General features: G+C 67.7%; 17 protein-coding genes. 10 read left to right on the forward strand and 7 right to left on the reverse strand.

Annotated elements, in window-relative coordinates; all coding sequences use genetic code 11:
• Positions 1 to 14: 14 nt before the first annotated feature.
• Positions 15 to 590 carry a class I SAM-dependent methyltransferase gene (locus tag HPY32_RS39340; RefSeq protein WP_231951630.1) on the forward strand — a complete coding sequence of 192 codons (576 nt, stop codon included), beginning with the start codon at positions 15 to 17 and terminating at the stop codon, positions 588 to 590.
• Between the two features lie 679 nt (positions 591 to 1,269).
• On the opposite strand, the gene HPY32_RS39345 is transcribed toward HPY32_RS39340, so the two are convergent.
• Positions 1,270 to 1,707, reverse strand: coding sequence for an Hsp20/alpha crystallin family protein (locus HPY32_RS39345; RefSeq protein WP_082871345.1), 438 nt, complete (start codon positions 1,705 to 1,707; stop codon positions 1,270 to 1,272).
• Positions 1,708 to 1,839: 132 nt separating this feature from the next.
• On the opposite strand from HPY32_RS39345, the gene HPY32_RS39350 reads away from it, so the two are divergent.
• Positions 1,840 to 2,169: a MerR family transcriptional regulator gene (locus HPY32_RS39350; protein WP_067587805.1), complete on the forward strand. Its 330-nt coding sequence runs from the start codon at positions 1,840 to 1,842 to the stop codon at positions 2,167 to 2,169.
• A 630-nt stretch (positions 2,170 to 2,799) separates the two neighbouring features.
• On the opposite strand, the gene HPY32_RS39355 is transcribed toward HPY32_RS39350, so the two are convergent.
• The 4 genes from HPY32_RS39355 to HPY32_RS39370 form a co-directional block, all read right to left on the reverse strand.
• On the reverse strand, positions 2,800 to 3,246 hold the full coding sequence (locus HPY32_RS39355; protein WP_231951629.1) for a nitroreductase family deazaflavin-dependent oxidoreductase: 447 nt from the start codon (positions 3,244 to 3,246) through the stop codon (positions 2,800 to 2,802).
• Between the two features lie 276 nt (positions 3,247 to 3,522).
• Positions 3,523 to 4,416: a class A beta-lactamase gene (bla, locus tag HPY32_RS39360; RefSeq protein WP_171983332.1), complete on the reverse strand. Its 894-nt coding sequence runs from the start codon at positions 4,414 to 4,416 to the stop codon at positions 3,523 to 3,525.
• A 436-nt stretch (positions 4,417 to 4,852) separates the two neighbouring features.
• The gene (locus HPY32_RS39365; protein WP_067587800.1) at positions 4,853 to 7,069 is read right to left on the reverse strand and encodes a SulP family inorganic anion transporter; all 2,217 of its coding nucleotides are present in this window, start codon (positions 7,067 to 7,069) and stop codon (positions 4,853 to 4,855) included.
• A gap of 281 nt (positions 7,070 to 7,350) precedes the next feature.
• The gene (locus HPY32_RS39370) at positions 7,351 to 8,424 is read right to left on the reverse strand and encodes a carbonic anhydrase (RefSeq protein WP_309247573.1); all 1,074 of its coding nucleotides are present in this window, start codon (positions 8,422 to 8,424) and stop codon (positions 7,351 to 7,353) included.
• A 1,225-nt stretch (positions 8,425 to 9,649) separates the two neighbouring features.
• Here HPY32_RS39370 and HPY32_RS39375 point away from each other — a divergent pair.
• Complete coding sequence (locus HPY32_RS39375; protein WP_067587798.1) at positions 9,650 to 10,492, forward strand: helix-turn-helix transcriptional regulator; 843 nt, start codon at positions 9,650 to 9,652, stop codon at positions 10,490 to 10,492.
• Between the two features lie 185 nt (positions 10,493 to 10,677).
• Here HPY32_RS39375 and HPY32_RS46880 read toward each other — a convergent pair whose 3' ends face one another.
• A complete protein-coding gene (locus HPY32_RS46880) occupies positions 10,678 to 11,214 on the reverse strand; it encodes an iron-containing alcohol dehydrogenase (RefSeq protein WP_082871343.1) in 537 nt (178 codons plus the stop codon).
• Here HPY32_RS46880 and HPY32_RS39390 point away from each other — a divergent pair.
• Positions 11,135 to 11,443, forward strand: coding sequence for an IclR family transcriptional regulator domain-containing protein (locus HPY32_RS39390; RefSeq protein WP_082871342.1), 309 nt, complete (start codon positions 11,135 to 11,137; stop codon positions 11,441 to 11,443). The two genes, HPY32_RS46880 and HPY32_RS39390, sit on opposite strands and share 80 nt — an antisense overlap.
• Here HPY32_RS39390 and HPY32_RS39395 read toward each other — a convergent pair.
• Positions 11,440 to 11,877 (reverse strand): GNAT family N-acetyltransferase, encoded by a 438-nt coding sequence (locus HPY32_RS39395; protein ID WP_067587793.1) that lies wholly within the window; start codon positions 11,875 to 11,877, stop codon positions 11,440 to 11,442. The genes HPY32_RS39390 and HPY32_RS39395 overlap by 4 nt on opposite strands.
• Before the next feature lie 223 nt (positions 11,878 to 12,100).
• Here HPY32_RS39395 and HPY32_RS39400 point away from each other — a divergent pair, with 223 nt between their 5' ends.
• From HPY32_RS39400 to HPY32_RS39425, 6 genes are read left to right on the forward strand one after another with little or no spacing between them, the layout of a single operon-like run.
• Positions 12,101 to 13,285 (forward strand): ROK family transcriptional regulator, encoded by a 1,185-nt coding sequence (locus HPY32_RS39400; protein ID WP_067587790.1) that lies wholly within the window; start codon positions 12,101 to 12,103, stop codon positions 13,283 to 13,285.
• A 59-nt stretch (positions 13,286 to 13,344) separates the two neighbouring features.
• Entirely contained in the window at positions 13,345 to 14,688 is a 1,344-nt protein-coding gene (locus tag HPY32_RS39405) for an extracellular solute-binding protein (RefSeq protein WP_067587787.1), read from the forward strand.
• Positions 14,689 to 14,696: 8 nt separating this feature from the next.
• Positions 14,697 to 15,653: a carbohydrate ABC transporter permease gene (locus HPY32_RS39410; RefSeq protein ID WP_067587784.1), complete on the forward strand. Its 957-nt coding sequence runs from the start codon at positions 14,697 to 14,699 to the stop codon at positions 15,651 to 15,653.
• Between the two features lie 3 nt (positions 15,654 to 15,656).
• On the forward strand, positions 15,657 to 16,547 hold the full coding sequence (locus tag HPY32_RS39415) for a carbohydrate ABC transporter permease (RefSeq protein ID WP_197696490.1): 891 nt from the start codon (positions 15,657 to 15,659) through the stop codon (positions 16,545 to 16,547).
• Positions 16,547 to 17,833, forward strand: coding sequence for a 6-phospho-beta-glucosidase (locus HPY32_RS39420; protein WP_067587781.1), 1,287 nt, complete (start codon positions 16,547 to 16,549; stop codon positions 17,831 to 17,833). The genes HPY32_RS39415 and HPY32_RS39420 overlap by 1 nt, the downstream gene beginning before the upstream one ends.
• Positions 17,830 to 18,873 carry an N-acetylglucosamine kinase gene (locus HPY32_RS39425; RefSeq protein ID WP_231951628.1) on the forward strand — a complete coding sequence of 348 codons (1,044 nt, stop codon included), beginning with the start codon at positions 17,830 to 17,832 and terminating at the stop codon, positions 18,871 to 18,873. The genes HPY32_RS39420 and HPY32_RS39425 overlap by 4 nt, the downstream gene beginning before the upstream one ends.
• Positions 18,874 to 18,903: the final 30 nt, after the last annotated feature.

Below are 18,903 nucleotides of genomic sequence, written 5' to 3' on the forward strand. Positions count from 1 at the left end.
GTCTACTCACGCCCATGGACTACCGTGCGGACGGTGAGCACGGACCAAGACTGGTTGACCAACACCCGAGCCTCCTACGACACGGTCGCAGCCAGCTACGCCGATCGAGTATCGGTTGCGGCCCCGGCCATATCACCGCCTACCTACACAAGCTGGGCATCGACGCCTTCGGAATCGACCTCTCTCCCGGAATGATCGAGATAGCACGACGCGATCACCCGGACGTATGGTTCGAGGTAGGTTCGATGACCGATCTGAACCTACCGCCCGCTTCGCTGACCGGCCTACTCGCCTGGCAGTCGTTGATTCACATCCCCGACAACGAGATACCGACCGTACTCGGACACTTCCATCGAGCATTGCGCCCAGGCGCACCGCTGCAACTCCTGTTCCACACCGGCACCGAGTCGCAGTGGAAGACCGAGGGCTATGGCGGCCATCCAATGAAGGTCCACATCCACCGCCGCCAGCCGGACCGAATCACCATCTGGCTCCGCAACGCCGGATTCGACGTCGAGGCTGAGCTGCTGCTCACCCCGAAAGGTCAAGCGCCACAAGCCTTTCTATTCGCGCGCCGTGAATCCCGGTAGGGCTCTCGTACCGACGGTCGGCCTCCGCTCAATGCTGATGGGTGCGGAAGTGTCGGTGAACTTCGCGCCGGTACGTGCCGACGACACAAGCCCATCCGGTCAGGGCGGTCAGTGCGGTTACGGCGGCGACCAGCAGCGGTGTCACGACTTGGGTCCTACTCTTGTCGGCGCGGGGGAAGCGGGTGTGACAGCGTCGTCCATGATCTCGGTCCACCAGTGCTGTAAGGGGCTGGGATCGGGCCAGTACAAGACCGGGGGTTCCTCACCGGTCGGCGGCACCGGACTCGAAGCGGCGGAAGTGTTCATCAAAGCGTTGTCCTTCGGCACCATGAGTTACGGGTATGGCATCCGGACGGGCCCGGCGCGGTATCGACCGGGCCCGCCCATGCAGCGATGTACCTCCCGCGCGGCGGCGGATGCCCGACCTGTGAGTGCACGGTGCCCGTCGGGATCCTGGGAGGACGAGCCGACGTCTGCACGGGCGTGCCCGATACACAGGCGGCATTACCGCCGACCGCGGGGAATGTAATGCGTTGCGTGAGAAGGGCATCACCTCGCTCTCGCGTATCCGGTTACCGGGAAGAGCCCAGTGCGTATGCGAGTGCCCGCGGGGACTGATTTCGGGCTCGACGCACCGGCGGCGGCCGACGCGAGGGGCAGGTCGCGTCGACTTCGCGGATCAGGCGTTGATCGCCTGACGTTCCTGGTCGTGGCGGGTGATCTCGATCTTGCGGGGCTTGGCCTTCTCCGCGATCGGGATCGTCAACCGCAGCACTCCGTCGCGGTAGTCGGCGCGGATGGCGTCGGTGTCGAGGTTGTCCCCCAGGAACAGTTGACGGCCGAACACACCGCGAGTGCGTTCCGCCGCGACCATCGACCGGCCGGATTCCAGCTCCGGGCGCGAGGCACGCACGGTCACCACGTTGCGTTCCACATCCAGATCCAGCGAGCCCGGGTCGATGCCGGGCAGATCGAACTCCGCGACGAACTCGTCCCCCTCGCGCCAGGCATCCATCGGCATCGTGACCGGACGGGCCGGTGTCCCGAATACCTGCTGGGTCAGACGATCCAGATCGCGGAAGGGATCGGTGCGCATCAACATGGTCGCCACCTCCAGTTCACTCCGTTCTCGCTCGAAGAGAAACCAGATAACCTATGTCACCTGACACAGATATTTTTTAGCACTCACCACAGGAGAGTGCAAGAACTAGGCTGAGGTACCCCGGAGCGGAGACGGCGAGGAGTTGAGATGGGCACGGACGGACACGACCACCACCTACCCGGATCGGACCGGGCGGTATACGCAATCTCGGTGGCGGCCGAGCTGTCCGGAATCGCGATCCAGACCCTGCGCCTCTACGAGCAGCGCGGCCTGATCACCCCCGCCCGAAGCCCCGGCGGCACCCGCCGCTACAGCGGCAACGACCTGGCCCGCCTACACCGCATCACCACCCTGGCCGAACACGGAATCAACCTCGCAGGCATCGGCCGCATCCTCGACCTCGAAGACGCCAACACCGCCTTACGGAACGCCAACACCGCACTGGAGGCAGAACGAGACGGGCTGCACGGCGGTTAGGCGTTGGAAGGCCCTGTCGCACAACCAATCTGCATGTTCGATCAACGAGCGCCACTCGGAATGACAGGACGACCCACAAACGCGCGCATCAGCGCATCCCTCGAAACATCGTTGTTGCGGCCCACATTGGAAGCACACGGCCGAGTGCCCATGAACCACGGCATGATTGGCCGATGGAGTTCCAACCGGCGGTGTCGGCCCCGTCCGACAGCCACCGTTTCGTCATCATGTCGAACCTGAGGCAATGCGCTACGAGTTCCCGAGGGAAGGCAAAATCGTCCTATCGTTCCACGGACCCGATGCGATGTTGGCCGAGCTGGCCCACTACCCGGATGCGGTCGTTATCTGGCGACCAGCGGATACCGAGGTCTGGGCCTCGGCACCGACGGAAAGCCACTGGGTCAACCGCACCGACAGGTAATCGAGCGCCTTTTCTACGACCGATCCGGGCCGGGCGACGCTTCTCGGTGAGCAAGCCCTGCCAGTTCGAGCGGGAGGCTCTTATCGCCGACGTCGCATTCGTCTCCTTGCCGAATATTCTGTGCCACAGTCGCTCTCGCTACGCAGGCTGCCCTCTCGGCGGCATTTCCGGGCGTTGACCCAACGCGCAACTGTGCCAACGGCGTACCCTTACGCGGGTTCGAGGATTACCAGCGGGATTTCGCGGGTGGTTTTCTTCTGATACTCCTCGTATCCCTGGTACTCCGCTACGACCTTGGGCCACAGTTCCGCTCGTTCCTGCGCCGAGGCGATGCGAGCTCGCATCGGTCGGGCCTGGGCGCCGTCGCTGACCTCGACCATCGGGTTGTCTCGTAGGTTCAGGAACCAGGCCGGGGTGGTGTCGCTGCCGCCCCCGGAGGCGACGACGACGAAGGTTCCGTTTTCCTGAACGGGTGCGGTCAGCATTGTCGTTCGTTGCTTGCCGCTCTTTCGCCCGGTCGTGGTCAGCATCAGCACCGGCATGCCGCCGAAGCGATTCGAGCCCAGGAGCCTGCCCTTACTCGCCGAGAAGACGAACCGATGGACCGCCGCGGATGCGCGCATCATCGTCCGGAGTACCGCACTCTGTTTCGCCATGATCGCGACGATACGCCCATCCGCCCACAATTGAAAATTGCACTTACCAATTAGTAGTGCGATATGGCGACTGAATGGCTAACTCGACCGGGAGTGTATCCACGTCGGCGAAGAAGCTTGTCCCAGCATTACTCTGCGGTTGCGTCGATGCCCGACGGCGCCTATTCGGATTCAGCTATTCCCGATAAGGCGAATACCGGCAAACGACCGGGCGAGACCCTGGCACTCGGTACCGACAGCAGTTTTCTCCTCCCCCGCGTGACAGCCGCTGTCGGCTCACGGCCAGGCGCACAGTGTGGTGAGTGTTCGTGTGGCGGCTTCGGCGATGAGTTGGTCGCTGGGCTGGGCGTTGTAGTCGTTGGATATGTCGGACATGATCGCCAGGACCAGCGGCGGAGTCGACGGTGGGTAGATGATGGCGACGTCGTTGGCTCGCCCGTAATCGCCAGTGCCGGTCTTGTGGGCGACCGGCCAGCTCGCGGGAACTGCGCCGCGGATGCGGCCGGTGCCGGTGGTGCTGCGCAGCAGCCAATCGGTAAGCAGGCCACGCTTCTCGGGCGACAGAGCGGTGCCGAGCACAAGGGTGCGGTAATCGGTGGCGAGTGCGCGGGGTGTGCTGGTGTCGCGTTCGTCGCCGGGAGCGTCTCGATTGAGCTCGGGCTCATAGTTGTCCATGGGGCTCCAGGGGTCACCCAGGGTGCGCAGATAGGCGGTCAGCGCGGCCGGGCCACCGATATCGTCGAGCAGCAGATTGCCCGCGGTGCCGTCGCTGTAGCGGATCGCCGCATCGCACAACTGCCCGATCGTCATGCCGGTGTCGACGTGCCGCTCGGTGACCGGGGAGATCGAGCGGATCTCGTCCCGGGTGAATGACACCCGAGTATCCAGGTGCGACAACGGGTTTCGGGACAGGACCGCCGCGGCGGCGAGCCCTTTGAACGTCGAACACATGGCGAACCGGTCGTCGGCCCGGTACGCGAGGGTGGCGCCCGTGCCGGTCGCCACCGCGAACACGCCGAGCCGCGCACCGTACCGACGCTCCAGTTCGGCCAGCGACGCAACAGGATCCGGCCGCGGCGGCGCCGCCGAACCCGTATCCGGCGCCGCCGCCGAACCTGCGGCCGTGGCGAGATACCCCGCCGCGGGAACCAGCAACGCCGCGGCGAGCATTCGCCGCCGATCGTAAACCCGTCGATCCGGCCAGGTCACCGTGTCACCACCATCGACACCACGGCCCAGCCGTCAACCGTTCCCGCCGACCGAACTTCGAGGTCCTGAACCGAACGCGACACCATCGGCACCCTTTCTCGTCTCATGCCGCCGCACCGTGCAGCCACCATGCGCCGCCGAGCCTGACACTTCATTCGCGGACTGTCGAAGACGGAAACGGTTCACCCCATGCCGAAACAGCATGGGATGTCTCGTGAACAGCGCATCGACGGTGCCATCGGCGATAACCCAACTGTGGCAAAAACTCTCGTCCCCCTACTCGGCGCACACTGGCGTCACGGTCCCCACCCAGCATCCCCCGACAAAGAACGAACGGGCCCCAGCCGCCGAAGCAGCTGGGGCCGTTAATAATTCGTCACCCGAAGCCGTAGAAGACTCAGACCCGAGCCACGTGCGCCTCGCTGATCTCCGCGATCCCATCGGTCGTGATCTCCAGAACACGGGCCGTCGGAATATCGAAGAACAACCCCGACACCCGAATCCCGCGTTCCGCCATGGCCTGTCGCACCACCGGATGGGCGTACAAGGTATCCAACTGGACGGCCACATTGACCATGCTCAGCTGGTCGGCCTCGCCGAAGCCCGCGGCGGCCGCCGCGGCGGCGACGGGATGCCCCGCCCGGTAGCGCTGCACGCTCGGTCCGCCCTTGGCGAGCCAGTCGCCGAGGCCGGGGCCCGCGGGGACTCCGCTCAGCAGCCCATGCATGGCGCCGCACCCGGAATGGCCGCACACCACCACATTTCGCACCGACAGGTTGCCCAGCGCGAAGGCCAAGGCCGCCTCCACCGAGGAGTCCGAGCCATCGGCGGGCACCAGGTTGCCGACATTGCGGACCGTGAACAGGTCGCCGGGGCCGCTGTTGGTGATCACGTTCGGCACGATCCGGGAATCCGCGCAGGTGAGGAAGAACGAATCCGGGTCCTGGCTGTGATGCAGGTCGTCCAGGTGCGGGCGCATCACGTGGGCGTGGCCGCGATGGTAGGCCGCGATACCGGCGGCGACGGCATTGCCGTTGCGCTCCGGCCACGGGCCGATGGCCGCGTCCAGCATGCCGCGGGTGCGGCCGCGCCGCGGCGGACCGGCGGTGGCGTGCTCCATGCGCGCGGTGCCGATCTCCACGAATTCTACTGTGCCACCGGTATTCTCGTGCTGACGCGCCCAGTCGTGGATGGCCTCGTAGGCGGCGTGGTCGAGGAAGTCGACGGTCAGCTCCACCAGCACATCGGCGCCGGTCGGGACCTTCGCGAACTCCGAGGACAGCTTGGGCAGCGCCAGGAAGGTGCAGGTGCCGTCGATGCTCACGATCCAGCGCTCGGTACCGGCCACCGGGGCCGCCTGCACCGAGACCTTGACCACGCGCCACAGCAGCAGCGCGAACGCCAGCACCAGGCCGATGAGCACACCCTCGAGCAGGTTCATGAACACCACGCCCAGGATGGTCGCGAGGTAGACGACGAGATCGCCGGTGCGCCTTGCCATCCGGATGTGCGCCAGCTTGACCAGCTGGATACCGATCACGATGAGCAGACCGGCCAGCGCCGCCTTCGGAATCTGCTGCACCACGCCGACCAGCGCGATGGAGAACACCAGAATCCAGACGCCGTGCAGCAGGGCCGAGGCGCGGGTGCGCGCGCCCGCCTGCACATTGGTGGCGCTGCGCACGATGACACCGGTGACCGGCAGGCCGCCGAGCAGGCCGGAGGTCATATTGGCCGCGCCCTGCGCCATGAGTTCCCGGTCGAAGTTCGTGCGCTCGCCGGAGTGCATCTTGTCCACCGCGACCGCCGACAGCAGGCTCTCCACGCTGGCGATCAGGGCGATGGTCAGCACCGCCAGCGCGACCGCACCCCAACTGCCGCTGGGCATCTCGGGCAGTCCGATGGCGTCGAAGAGCGAGCCGTTGATGGCGATGCGCTCCGGATCGCCCGGCAGAACCAGCGACAGCACGGTGCCGACGAGCACCGCGACCAGCGGGCCCGGAATCAGGCGCGCCTTACCGGGCACGTAGCGCCAGCCCAGCATGATGGCGATCACCGCGAGGCCGATCACGACGGAGGCGCCGTGCAGATTCAGCAGCTGCTCGGGCAGGTCCTCGAGGTTCTTCAGGGCCGAGCTGCGCGACGAACCACCCAGCAGCACATGCACCTGCTGCAGCGCGATGGTGACGCCGATACCGGCCAGCATGGCGTGCACCACGACCGGCGCGATGGCCAGCGCCGCGCGCGCGATTCGGCTGAGGCCGAACACGATCTGCAGCAGCCCGGCCGCGACGGTGATGAAACAGGTTGTCTTCCAGCCGAATTGGTTGATGGTCTCGGCGACGACCACGGTCAGTCCGGCCGCGGGGCCGCTGACCTGCAGGGGGGATCCGCCGAAGATGCCGACCACGATGCCACCGACGGCGGCGGCGATCAGTCCGGCGGCGACGGGGGCGCCGGAGGCTACCGCGATGCCCAACGACAGGGGCAGCGCGACCAGGAACACCACGATCGAGGCGGGCAGATCGTGGCGGGAAATCGAGGACAGCCGTTCGGACCAGGACCGCCCCGGCGGAGCGACCGGACGCGATGTCGTGTCGGTGTCGGTGGACATATTTCTCCTTCACCGGAGCGGGTGGGGCCGGTCCGGTCGGTTCGGAACATGTTCTCCAGGCATCGAGAAAAGCGCGGCGCGGACACCGTTGTCCGCGCCGTCACCCGGAAGGCAAGGTCACGCTAATAGTAAAGACTTAGCAAAGGCTGAGAGAAGAGCGTTTAATGCCGGTCACTACGGCGCAGGTGTGTGATTCCAGTCACAACAACGCCCCGGGTGCTCACCCCGGGGCGTTGCCCGACCTGCCGCCATTCCGGCCGTCGCCCACGGCCGGGGCCCCCTTATACCGGCAGTGCCGTTGTTGGCTCTGCGGTGTCCTCGATCTCGTCGACGCCGTCGATGGTGATCTCGAGGACGCGGGCGGTGGAGATGTCGAAGAACAGTCCGGACAGCACGACGCCGCGCGCCAGCACCGCGCGCCGCACCACCGGGTGCCGGGCCAGCGCCTCGAGCTGCACGGCGACATTGACCATGCCGAGCCGATCGATCTCGCCGAATCCGGCCTCGGCCGCGGCCGCGGCGACGGGATGCCCGGCGCGGTAGCGGTCCAGGGCGGGCCGCCCGTGGGCGAGCCAGTCGCCGAGCCCGGGTCCGGTCACCCTGTGGTGGAACAGCGCGTCCATCGCGCCGCAGCCGGAGTGACCGCAGACGACCACCGACCGGACCCGCAGCGTGTCCAGCGCGTAGACCAGGGCGGCCTCCACCGAGCTGTCGCGACCGTCGGCGGGCACCAGATTGCCGATATTGCGCACGGTGAACAGGTCGCCCGGCCCGCTGTTGGTGATGACATTGGGCACGATCCGCGAATCCGCGCAGGTGAGAAAGAGCGAATCCGGATGCTGCACATCGCGCGGCCGACCCAGGTGCGGCCGCACGAGGTGGGCGTGACGGCGGTGGTAGGCGGCCACGCCCGCGACGACCGGATCCCCCTGCGCGGTGCGCCGCCAGGGCCCGAGCACATCGTCGAGCAGGCACCGCGCCGCCCCCATCTCGACGAATTCCACGGTGCCACCGGACTTCTCATGCCCATCGGCCCAGTCGCGCAGGGCGTCGTGGGCGGCATGGTCGAGAAAGTCGACGGTCAACTCCACAATCACCGGGACACCCGGGGGCACCGCCGCAAGCTCACCCACCAGCCGCGGCAACGCCAGAAACGTACAGGTCCCGTCCACGGTAACCAACCATCGACCGCCGCCGACCGGCCGCACGGAGATCGCCACCCGCACCACCCGCCACAACAGCAGCACAAACGCCAGCACCAGACCAATCACCATGCCACCCAACAGATTGTGGCGTAGCGCAGCGAATAGGCCGAACAGCAATGTGCGACGAACCGAGTCGGTGTCGGTGGACATATTTCTCCTTCGCCGATCCGGATCCCCCGGTCGGTTCATCGGTCGAAAACATCTACTGGCATCGAACATTCGAACGTGACGCTTCCCGCCGTTCCCGGCGTGGCACTCCTGCGGCGTGACACTTCCGCCGCGCCCGGCGTAGTACTCCCATCACTCCGGCGTGGCACTCCCGCCGCTCCTGGCGAAGCACTCCGGTCGTTCCTGGCGTGACACTTCCATCGTTCCCGGCGTAGCACTCCCGTCGCTCCCGGCGTGACACTCCGGTCGTTCCTGGCGTGACACTTCCATCGTTCCCGGCGTAGCACTCCCGTCGCTCCCGGCGTGACACTCCCGTCGCTCCCGGCGTAGCACTCCCGTCGCTCCCGGCGTGACACTCCCGTCGCTCCCGGCGTAGCACTCCCGTCGCTCCCGGCGTGACACTCCCGTCGCTCCCGGCGTGACACTCCCGTCGCTCCCGGCGTAGCACTCCCGTCGCTCCCGGCGTGACACTCCCGTCGTTCCCGGCGTAGCACTCCCGTCGCTCCCGGCGTGACACTCCCGTCGCTCCCGGCGTAGCACTCCCGTCGCTCCCGGCGTGACACTCCGGTCGTTCCCGGCGTAGCACTCCCGTCGCTCCCGGCGTGACACTCCGGTCGTTCCCGGCGTAGCACTCCCGTCGCTCCCGGCGTGACACTCCGGTCGTTCCTGGCATAGCGCTGCCGTCGTTCCCGGCGTGACACTTCCGTCGTTCCCGGCGTAGCACTTCCGTCGCTCCGGGCCTGACACTCCCAGCGCTCCGGTGTGGCACTCCCGTCGCTCCGGCGCGGCACTTCGATCGTTCCCGGTATGGCGCTCCCGTTGTTCCCGGCGTGCTTTTGGCCGGGAACCGCGTGATTCCGGCCAAAAGCGCGCCGGAATCACGAGGGTGAGTAGCGCGCCGGAGTCACAACGGCAAGCGGCACATCGGGATCGGGGGAGCGAGTGGCGCATTGGGGTTGGGGAGCGATTTGATCGTAAAGAAGACGCAAAGGGCTTGGAAAGCTTTTGTAGCCGGAAATGTGTACCGCAACCGAATCGTGACATACGTCACACGGTGCGCGCAGTGGGAGCTGCCGTCGGGGCGCACCAGCTCGGCGACCGCGGTGGCCTGCTTGCCGACGTAGCCGGGGCGGCCCGTGCCCAGGAATGCGGGGCCCAGGAAGGGTAGGCCCAGGATGGGGGGTGGGCGCGCGGGAATACTGGGCGAATGACCGAGCTGGGAGAGTTCCTGCGCGCGAAGCGGGCCGCGTTGTCGCCGGAGCGAGCCGGGATCGATACCGCGGGGCGGGTGCGGCGGGTGCCGGGGCTGCGGCGCGATGAGGTGGCGCTGTTGGCCGAAGTGGGAGTCGATCATTACACCCGGCTCGAACAGGGCCGCGCCAACGGGGTTTCCGAGGCAGTGGTGGCCGGGATCGCCCGGGCGCTGCAACTGACCGCCGATGAGCGCGCCTATCTGCTCGCCTTGGCCAATCCGCAGGTCTCACCTCGCCGCACGGCCCGGCGGCCGTCCGCCGCCCGGGTCGCGGCGCCGACCCGCATCCTGCTCGACGGCCTCACCGGGATGCCCGCGCTGGTGATGGATCGGCGGATGGACATCCTGGCATGGAATCAGCTGGCGACGGAGTTGTTCGTGAACTTCGCCGAATTGCCTGCGGCCGAACGCAATATGGTCCGCCTGCTGTTCCTCGACCCCCGCGTGCGGTCGCGGTACCGGGATTGGGCCGCGGTGGCCGCCGACGCGGTGGCGCGGGTCCGCACGGCCGCCGCCGAATATCCCGACGATACCCGGCTCACCACCCTGATCGGCGAATTGTCCATACGCGACGCCGATTTCCGGCGCTGGTGGGGCGGCCGGGCCGTGAGGTCCGCAGAGTCCGGACGCAAGGTCTTCGCACACCCGACGGCGGGCGACCTCGAACTCGATTGGCAGGCATTGCGATTCACCAATCGCGCGGATCAGACGCTGATCGTCTACACCGCGGTACCGGGTTCGCCGACCGAGCAGGCCCTCCAGTTCCTACAGTCCTGGAACGCCGCGCCCCACCGGTAGCCGTCCGGCACACAGGCTTTCGCGGAGCAGAACAGTCAGCTCGGCGTGATCCGGAATTCCGGGTGCGTTCCGGGTAACGGCATCGGCAAGGGTCTCGGCGACCAGAGTGCCGACCAAGCGGCGTCCAGGCCGAAGCGCAGGGCCGGGGCGGCCACGTCAGCATGCGACTGCGGGCCTCGAGGTCACTACCGTCGGCGACGGCGGCGGGCAGGGCGGAGGTGGTCGGTCGCAAGGATTCGGCGGCATAGGCCCGCGATATGGCCATAGCCCCCTCGGACAGCAGCGATTCCGCGCCATGGATGACGGCATCGAAGCCGGATGCGGCGGTCGGCGCTCTTCAGAACGCCGAAACCATTGGTCTCCGTGCCGGTTCCGGCGGTAGTGGGCGCTGCGGCAATCGGCAGCGCAGGCGCGAGAATGCATTCGGAGCCATCCAGGCTCTCCGCACTCAGATCGGTATGACACGGCAGCGCCACGGCTTTCGCCGCGTCCAGCACCGACCCGCCACCGAGGGCGAGCACGAGATCGACTCGACAGTCGCGTGCGACGGCGGTCCCCACGTCCGCTGCGGCGGTCGAGGGATTGGCGGGTATCTCACTGTGCACCGCCGATGGTCGCTGTTTCCCGCCGGAGTGCGCGACCATGCCGGTGCCGACCGCCATTCCGGCCGGGCGCGAGCAGGCCCCGCCCGCGCTCGCCCTGGAGCGGGTGCTCGAGCGCATCGCCGAGGTCCGCGAGATCGGCTATGCGACGGCGGACGAGGAATTCGAGACGGGCCTGGTCGGCGTCTCCGCTCCCGTCTACGGGTTCCGCGACGGCGTGCTGGCCGCGATCAATGTGTCCGCCCCGAAACAGCGGCTGGGCAACCGCTTACGGGTCGCGGGGGAATTCACCCGCACCGTCGCCGATCAGAGGTCGGCGGCGCTCGACGCGGCGCGGGGTCGACGCTAGAGATCCAGGTGGAAGTGGTGCGCACCGATGGCCAGGTGATGGCGCATGTACAGCCGGTGCGCGGCGAAGCGGTCCGGCCCGACGCCCGAATCCAGGTGCAGCGCTTCGCAGCCGAGGCGGCGGGCCTCGGCCTCCACCCAGCTCAGGAGCCGGTCGGCGTGGCCGTGGCCGCGGGCGTCGGGGAGGGTGGACAGGTCGTCGACATAGACCACGTGACCCCAGCCGGAGGTGGTGATCTCCCGGAAACCGAGGACGCAGACCGCGGATTCGTGCTCCCCGTCGAACAGCCCGGCCAGCCGATACCCGGCCGGACGCAGCCGGGTATCGATCAGATCGACGATGGCCCCGGCGGTTTCCCAGCGCGGCCGCAGTGCCAGCATGGCCGGTGCGGCGAGTTCGGTCTCGCCCCGGTGAAGTTCACGAATATCGGTCATGGCACCCGAGGCTAACGATCACCCGGCGTCACCCGAAGGTCCACTTCACGGCGATTCCCGGAGGCCACCGGGTCAATGCGTATGTAACACTTCGGCATCCGGTCCGCCGACGAGCCATTGACACCGGGCCGGACCGCGCATACTGTCCCTGCCCAAGTAATTGGAAACTTTCCTTCTAGTTCACTCCGCGTACGATTGCGGAGCTGAAAGGGAGGGGTGGCAGGTGGCTTCGACGCGACCCACCCTCGCCGGTCCGCCCAGCCTACTGCGGGCCATCAACGATCGCGCGGCGCTGGAGCTGCTGCTGGCGCACGGCCCGCTGTCGCGCACCCAGCTCGGCGCGCTCACCGGCCTGTCCAAGCCGACCGCCTCCCAGCTGCTGGCGCGGCTGGAGGCCGCCGGGCTGGTCGTTCCGGTGGGCACCACCGCCGGTGGCCCCGGGCCGAATGCGCAGCTGTACCACGTGAATCCGGGTGCGGCGTTCGTCGCCGGGCTCGATGTCACCAATACCGAGATCCGCATCGCCGTCGCCGACATCACCGGCGGCATGCTCGCCGAGCACCGGGTCGCCACCAAGGGCTGGCCCGCCGCCGACACCATCGGCAACGTCGCCGCGGGGGTGCTGGAGACCGTCGAGCTGGCCGGGCTCGCCGAGGGCGCGCTGCGCGAGGTGGTGATCGGCATCGGTGGGTCGCCGGAACCGGCCACCGGCCGTCTCCGCTACGCCACCCATCTGCCCGGCTGGCATTCGCCGCGCCTGATCGCCGAGCTGGAATCCGACATCGGCGCAACGGTTTCCATCGAGAACGACGTGAACCTCGCCGCCATCGCCGAGCAAGCGCACGGCTCGGCGCAGGGGTGTGAGGATTTCGTTCTGCTGTGGACCGGTGCGGGGGTGGGGGCGGCCATCGTCATCGAGGGTCGCCTCCACCGCGGATTCAACGGCGGCGCAGGCGAAGTCGGCTATATGCCGCTGCCGGGCGCGCCGGTCGTGCACGATGTGCGCCGCAAGAATTCCGGTGGCTTCCAGCAATTGGCCGGGGCCCCGGCGGTTCTCGCGCTCGCCCGTCGGCACGGGCTGACCGCGCCGACGGCGGCATTGGCCGTGGCCGAGGCCCTGGAAACGCCGGGGGCCGGTGACACCTTCCTCACCGTGTTCGCCGATCGGCTGGCCGTCGGGTTGGCGGCGATCGTCACGGTGATCGACCCGGAGCTGCTGATTCTGGGCGGGGATGTGCCCCGCGCGGGCGGGGAACGGCTGCGGTCGCTGGTGCAGGATGCGTTGGCGGAGTTGGCGATTCCGCGGCCGGAGGTGCGGTCGAGCACGGTGCCCGGATCGGCGGTCCTGCATGGCGCGCTGGAAAGGGCGTTGGCCACCGCGAGGGACGGTGTTTTCTCTACTCACTGAGATCCCGGCCAAAAGCACGCCGGGATCGACTAGTTCAACGCGCTCAGGAGAACCATCACATGCGCAGATCCACATCTCGTACCTTCGCCGTCCTCGCGGCTACCGCCACCGTCGCTCTGTTGGCGACCGCCTGCACCGGGCAGAGTTCCGGGGGCGGGGCGGACGGTTCGGATGCCGGTAAGGATGTCACCATTACGTTCTGGCACGGGTGGAGTCAGGACAACGAGGTCAAGGGCATTACCGACAATGTGAACGCATTCGAGAAGCTGCATCCCAATATTCACGTCAAGCTGGTCGGCAATGTCTCCGACGACAAGATCGAGCAGGCGTTGCGGGCCGGTGGCGCGGACGGGCCGGATGTGGTCTCCTCCTTCTCGACCGATTCCGTCGGCAAGTTCTGCTCGGCGGGCGTGTGGACCGATCTGACGCCGAACCTGAGGAAGGACCACATCGATCCGGCCGCGACGTTCCCGGCCGCCATGCTGAAATACAGTGCGTTCGAGGGCAATCAGTGCTCGCTGCCGCTGCTGGGCGACGCCTACGGCCTGTACTACAACAAGTCCGCCTTCGCCGCCGCCGGAATCACCGCGCCGCCCAAGACCTTCAGCGAATTCGAGGCCGACGCGGTCAAATTGACCATTCCCGAGGGCGACGGCTTCAAGCAGCTCGGCTTCATGCCGAACTACCACGGCTACGAGACCACCCCCGCCCACTATCTCGGCCAGTACGGCGCAACGTATTTCGGCCCCGACGGCAAGTCGAACATCGCCGACGACCCGAGGGTCGCCGCCATGTACACCTGGCAGAAGAATCTGGTCGGCAAGCTGGGCGGCTTCGACAAGCTGGAGAAGTACCGCACCACCTTCGGCGACGAGTACAGCGCCAAGAACCCGTTCGAGACCGGCCAGGTGGCCATGTCGCTGGACGGCGAGTGGCGCACCGCCTCACTGGCCGACGACAAGGTCGGATTCGACTGGGCCACAGCGCCTTTCCCCGTGCCCGACGATCAGGCCGCCAGCTACGGCCGCGGCTACCAGACCGGCACCATCGTCGGCATCGCCAAGTCCAGCCGCAAGCAGACCGCGGCCTGGGAGCTGGTGAAGTTCCTGACCACCGACACCGACGCGGTGGTGAACTTCGCCAACGCCATTCACAACGTGCCGAGCACCAACGCCGCCCTGCATTCGCCGAAGCTGGTGGCCGACGCCAACTTCAAGACCTTCCTCGACATCGCGAAGAACCCGGACTCCTCGACCACCCCGGCCAGCATCAACGGCGGCGCGTACCAGATCTCGATGCGCAACTTCGGTTACGACTTCGAGGCCGGGAAGGTGCCGGATCTGCACGCGGGCCTGGTCGCCACCGCCAAGGAAATCGACGAGGCCGTCGCCCAGGCGAAGTGAATCACCCCATGGCACTATCGATTTCGGCTCAACCGGCGGCGCTGCGGCGCAGGCGCCGTCGGCGGACGCTGCGCACGCTGGCGTTCCTGTCGCCGTGGCTGATCGGGTTCACCGCCTTCTTCGCCTACCCGCTGGTCTCGACCGTCTACTTCTCGTTCATGAAGTACGACGGGTTCACCGCGCCGACCTTCACCGGCCTGCGGAACTGGAGCTACGTCCTCGGCAAGTATCCGCCCTTCTGGCAGGGGCTGGGCAACACCCTGTGGCTGGTCGTGGTGATGGTGCTGCTGCGGGTGATCTTCGGGCTCGGAATCGGGTTGCTGGTCACCCGAATCAAGACCGGGGTCGGGTTCTTCCGCACCGTGTTCTATCTCCCGTATCTGGCCCCGCCGGTGGCGGCCACCATGGCCTTCGCCTTCCTGCTGAATCCGGGCACCGGGCCGGTGAATCACCTGCTGGGGAATCTCGGTCTGCCGCAACCGGGTTGGTTCACCGACCCGTCCTGGTCCAAGCCCGCGCTGACGATGCTGGCGGTGTGGGGCATCGGCGATCTGATGGTCATCTTCATGGCCGCGCTGCTGGACGTGTCCCGCGAGCAGTACGAGGCGGCCGAGCTGGACGGGGCCGGGGGGTGGCAGCGGTTCCGGTACATCACGCTGCCGAACATCACCCCGATCGTGCTGTTCGCGGTGGTGACCGGCGTCATCCAGACCATGCAGTACTACACCCAGGCCATCGTCGCCGGGAAGGTCGCCAGCGGCAAGATCGCCGGTGCGGGTGAGCAATTCGAGCCCGGCTACCCGCACGGCTCCACCTGGACGCTGCCGCAGATGATCTACAACCTCGGCTTCCAGCGCTTCGACACCGGTTCGGCGTGCGTGGTCGCGGTGATCCTGTTCGCGCTCTCGATGGCCTTCACCTCGCTGCTGCTGCGGCGCAGATCCGGCTTCCTACAGGAGGACTGAGCCGTGACCATCACCTCCGCGCCCCCGATCTCGATGCCCGACACCGTGGTTCCCGTTCGCGGCGCCCGGCGCAAGGCGCTGCTGGAGTGGGTCGCGGTGCACGCCTTGGCGATCGCGGGCGCGCTGCTGTTCCTGATGCCGTTCGCGTTCGTGTTCCTCACCTCGGTGATGTCGGACCGGCAGGCACTGACCTCGGACCTGTGGCCCGCGAACTGGCAGTGGGACAACTATGTCCACGTCTGGCGCACACCGGGATTCCTCACCTGGTGGCGGAATACCCTGCTGTACGCCGGGGCCGGTACCGCGCTGACGCTGCTGTCCAGCGTTCCGGTCGCCTACGCGCTCGCGAAATTCCGGTTCCGGGGCCGCAATCTGGCGCTGATGGCGGTCGTGTCGATGATGATGCTGCCGCCGCAGGTCACCGTGATCCCCATGTATCTGGTGTGGGCCAACCAGTTTCATCTCACCGGGTCGCTGTGGCCGCTGATCGTTCCGCTGGCCTTCGGGGACGCGTTCTCGATCTTCCTGCTGCGGCAGTTCCTGCTGACCATTCCCGACGAGTACGTGGAGGCGGCCCGCATCGACGGCTGCGGTCATCTGCGGACGCTGATCCGGGTGGTGCTGCCGATGTCCAAGCCGGGCATCGCGGCGGTGGCGCTGTTCCAGTTCTTCTATTGCTGGAACGACTATTTCGGGCCGCAGATCTATGCCAGCGACAATCCGGCCGCGTGGACGCTCAGCTACGGGCTGGAGTCGTTCAAGAGCGCCCACCACACCGATTGGAATCTCACCATGGCCGCCACCCTGCTGGTGATGGCGCCGGTGATGATCGTGTTCTTCTTCGCCCAGCGAGCCTTCATCGAAGGCGTGACACTGACAGGGGTGAAAGGCTGATGCCCGCACTCAAACTGGCCATCGTCGGCGGTGGCTCCACCTACACACCCGAGCTGATCGACGGATTCGCCCGGCTCCGCGACACCCTCCCCGTCCGGGAGCTGGTGCTGGTCGATCCGGCCGCCGACCGGCTGGAGCTGATCGCCGGGCTGGCCCGGCGCATCCTCGCCCGGCAGGGCCATCCGGCCCGGATCACCACGGCCGCTTCGGTTTCCGGCGTCGAGGACGCCGACGCGGTGCTGCTGCAGCTGCGGGTCGGCGGGCAGGCCGCCCGCAACGAGGACGAGACCTGGCCGCTGGACTGCGGCTGCGTCGGCCAGGAGACCACCGGCGCGGGCGGTCTGGCCAAGGCGCTGCGGACCGTGCCGGTGGTGCTCGACATCGCGGAGGCGGTCCGGCGGGCCAATCCGGACGCCTGGATCATCGACTTCACCAATCCGGTCGGCATCGTCACCCGCGCCCTGCTGAACGCCGGGCACCGGGCCGTCGGCCTGTGCAATGTGGCGATCGGATTTCAGCGAAAGTTCGCGCGGCACTTGGGTGTCGAGCCCGAGCTGATCCGCCTCGACCACCTCGGCCTCAATCACCTGACGTGGGAGCGCGGGGTCACGCTGCTCGACCGGCCGGACGCGACGGACGGGCAGGAGGTGCTGCCCAAGCTGCTCGCCGACTTCGGCGCGGAGATCGCCGAGGACATTCGCCTGCCGCTGTCGCTGGTGCAGCATCTCGGCGTCGTCCCGTCCTACTATCTGCGGTACTTCTATCAGCACGATGTGGTGGTGGACGAGTTGCGCGCCAAGGGATCTCGCGCGGCGGAGGTGGCGGCCATCGAGCGGCGGCTGCTGGACCTGTATGCCGATCCGCGGCTGGACAGCAAGCCGGAACTGCTCGAAAAGCGCGGCGGCGCCTACTATTCCGAGGCCGCCGTGCAGCTTCTCGCCGCGCTGCTCGGCACCGGGTCGAGCACCGGCATCCAGGTGGTGAACACCCGCAACGACGACATCCTCCCGTTCCTGCCGGAGGACGCGGTGATCGAGGTGCCCGCGCGGGTGGAGGGCGGCGTGGTGCAGCCGCTGCCGCAGCGCCCGGTCGAGCCGCTGTTCGAGGGCCTGATCGCGCACGTCTCCGCGTACGAGGAACTGGCGCTGCGCGCGGCGGTCGACGGCAGTCGCGATCGGGTGTTCGATGCGCTGCTGGCGCATCCGCTGGTCGGGCAGTTCGATCGTGCCGAGCAGCTCACCGACCGGCTGATCGCCCACAATCGCGCGTATCTGAGCTGGGCGTGAACGAACAGGTCGCGGGTGTTCTGGCCATCGATGGCGGGAACAGCAAAACGGATGTGGCGCTGGTGGCGATCGACGGGACGGTGCTCGGCAGTGCGCGCGGCGATGGGTTCCGGCCGCATCGCGACGGCGCGGAGGCGGCCATCGAACGGCTCGCGCCGCTGGTCGAGGCGGTGGCCGCGCAGGCCGGGCTGACGCCCGGGCGGGTGCTCGCCTCCCGGGTGAGCGCCTGCATGGCCAATGCCGACCTACCCGTCGAGGAACAGCGGCTGCATGCCGCGATCGCGGCCCGCCCCTGGGGCGTGACCTGCGCCGTCGCCAACGACACCTTCGGTCTGCTGCGCGCCGGAACCGACGGCCCGCGCGGAGTCGCGGTGGTGTGCGGCGCCGGAATCAATTGCGTCGGACTGCTTCCCGACGGCCGCACCGCGCGCTTCCCCGCCCTGGGCAAGCTCACCGGCGACTGGGGCGGAGGCGGCGGCATGGCGGCCGAGGCCATGTGGCACGCCGCCCGCGCCGAGGACGGCCGCGGCGACCCGACGGCCCTCTCCGCCACCATCGGCGCCCACTTCGCCCTCCCCGGCGCCAACGCGGTAGCCGAAGCAATCCACCTGGGCCACATACCGAGACACCGCCTGCACGAACTGGTCAAGGTCCTGTTCACCACCGCCGAAGCAGGCGACCCCACCGCCCTCCATCTGATCGACCGCCAAGCCGACGAAATCACCCGCCTGGCCGTAGTAGCCCTACGCCGCCTCGACCTCCTGAACGAACCCACCCCCCTGATCCTCGGCGGCGGCGTCCTCGCCGCCCGCCAACCCCTCCTCATCAACAACCTCACCACCCGCCTGGCAACGGCAGCCCCCCTCGCCAACCCCCGAATAGTCGTAGCCCCACCGGTTCTCGGCGCAGCCCTCCTCGGCTTGGACCACCTCGACGCACCCCCAACCGCCCACCACCGCCTCCGCGCCGCGTATCCGACGGTGACGGCCCCACAAACCACCGAAGGTGATGAGGTGCACGAGGACCGAGCAGCGGGCTGACAGCCGCCAGCCACGGCGAGCCCATCAGCT

Origin of the sequence: Nocardia terpenica, assembly GCF_013186535.1 — a bacterium.
Classification (GTDB): domain Bacteria; phylum Actinomycetota; class Actinomycetes; order Mycobacteriales; family Mycobacteriaceae; genus Nocardia; species Nocardia terpenica.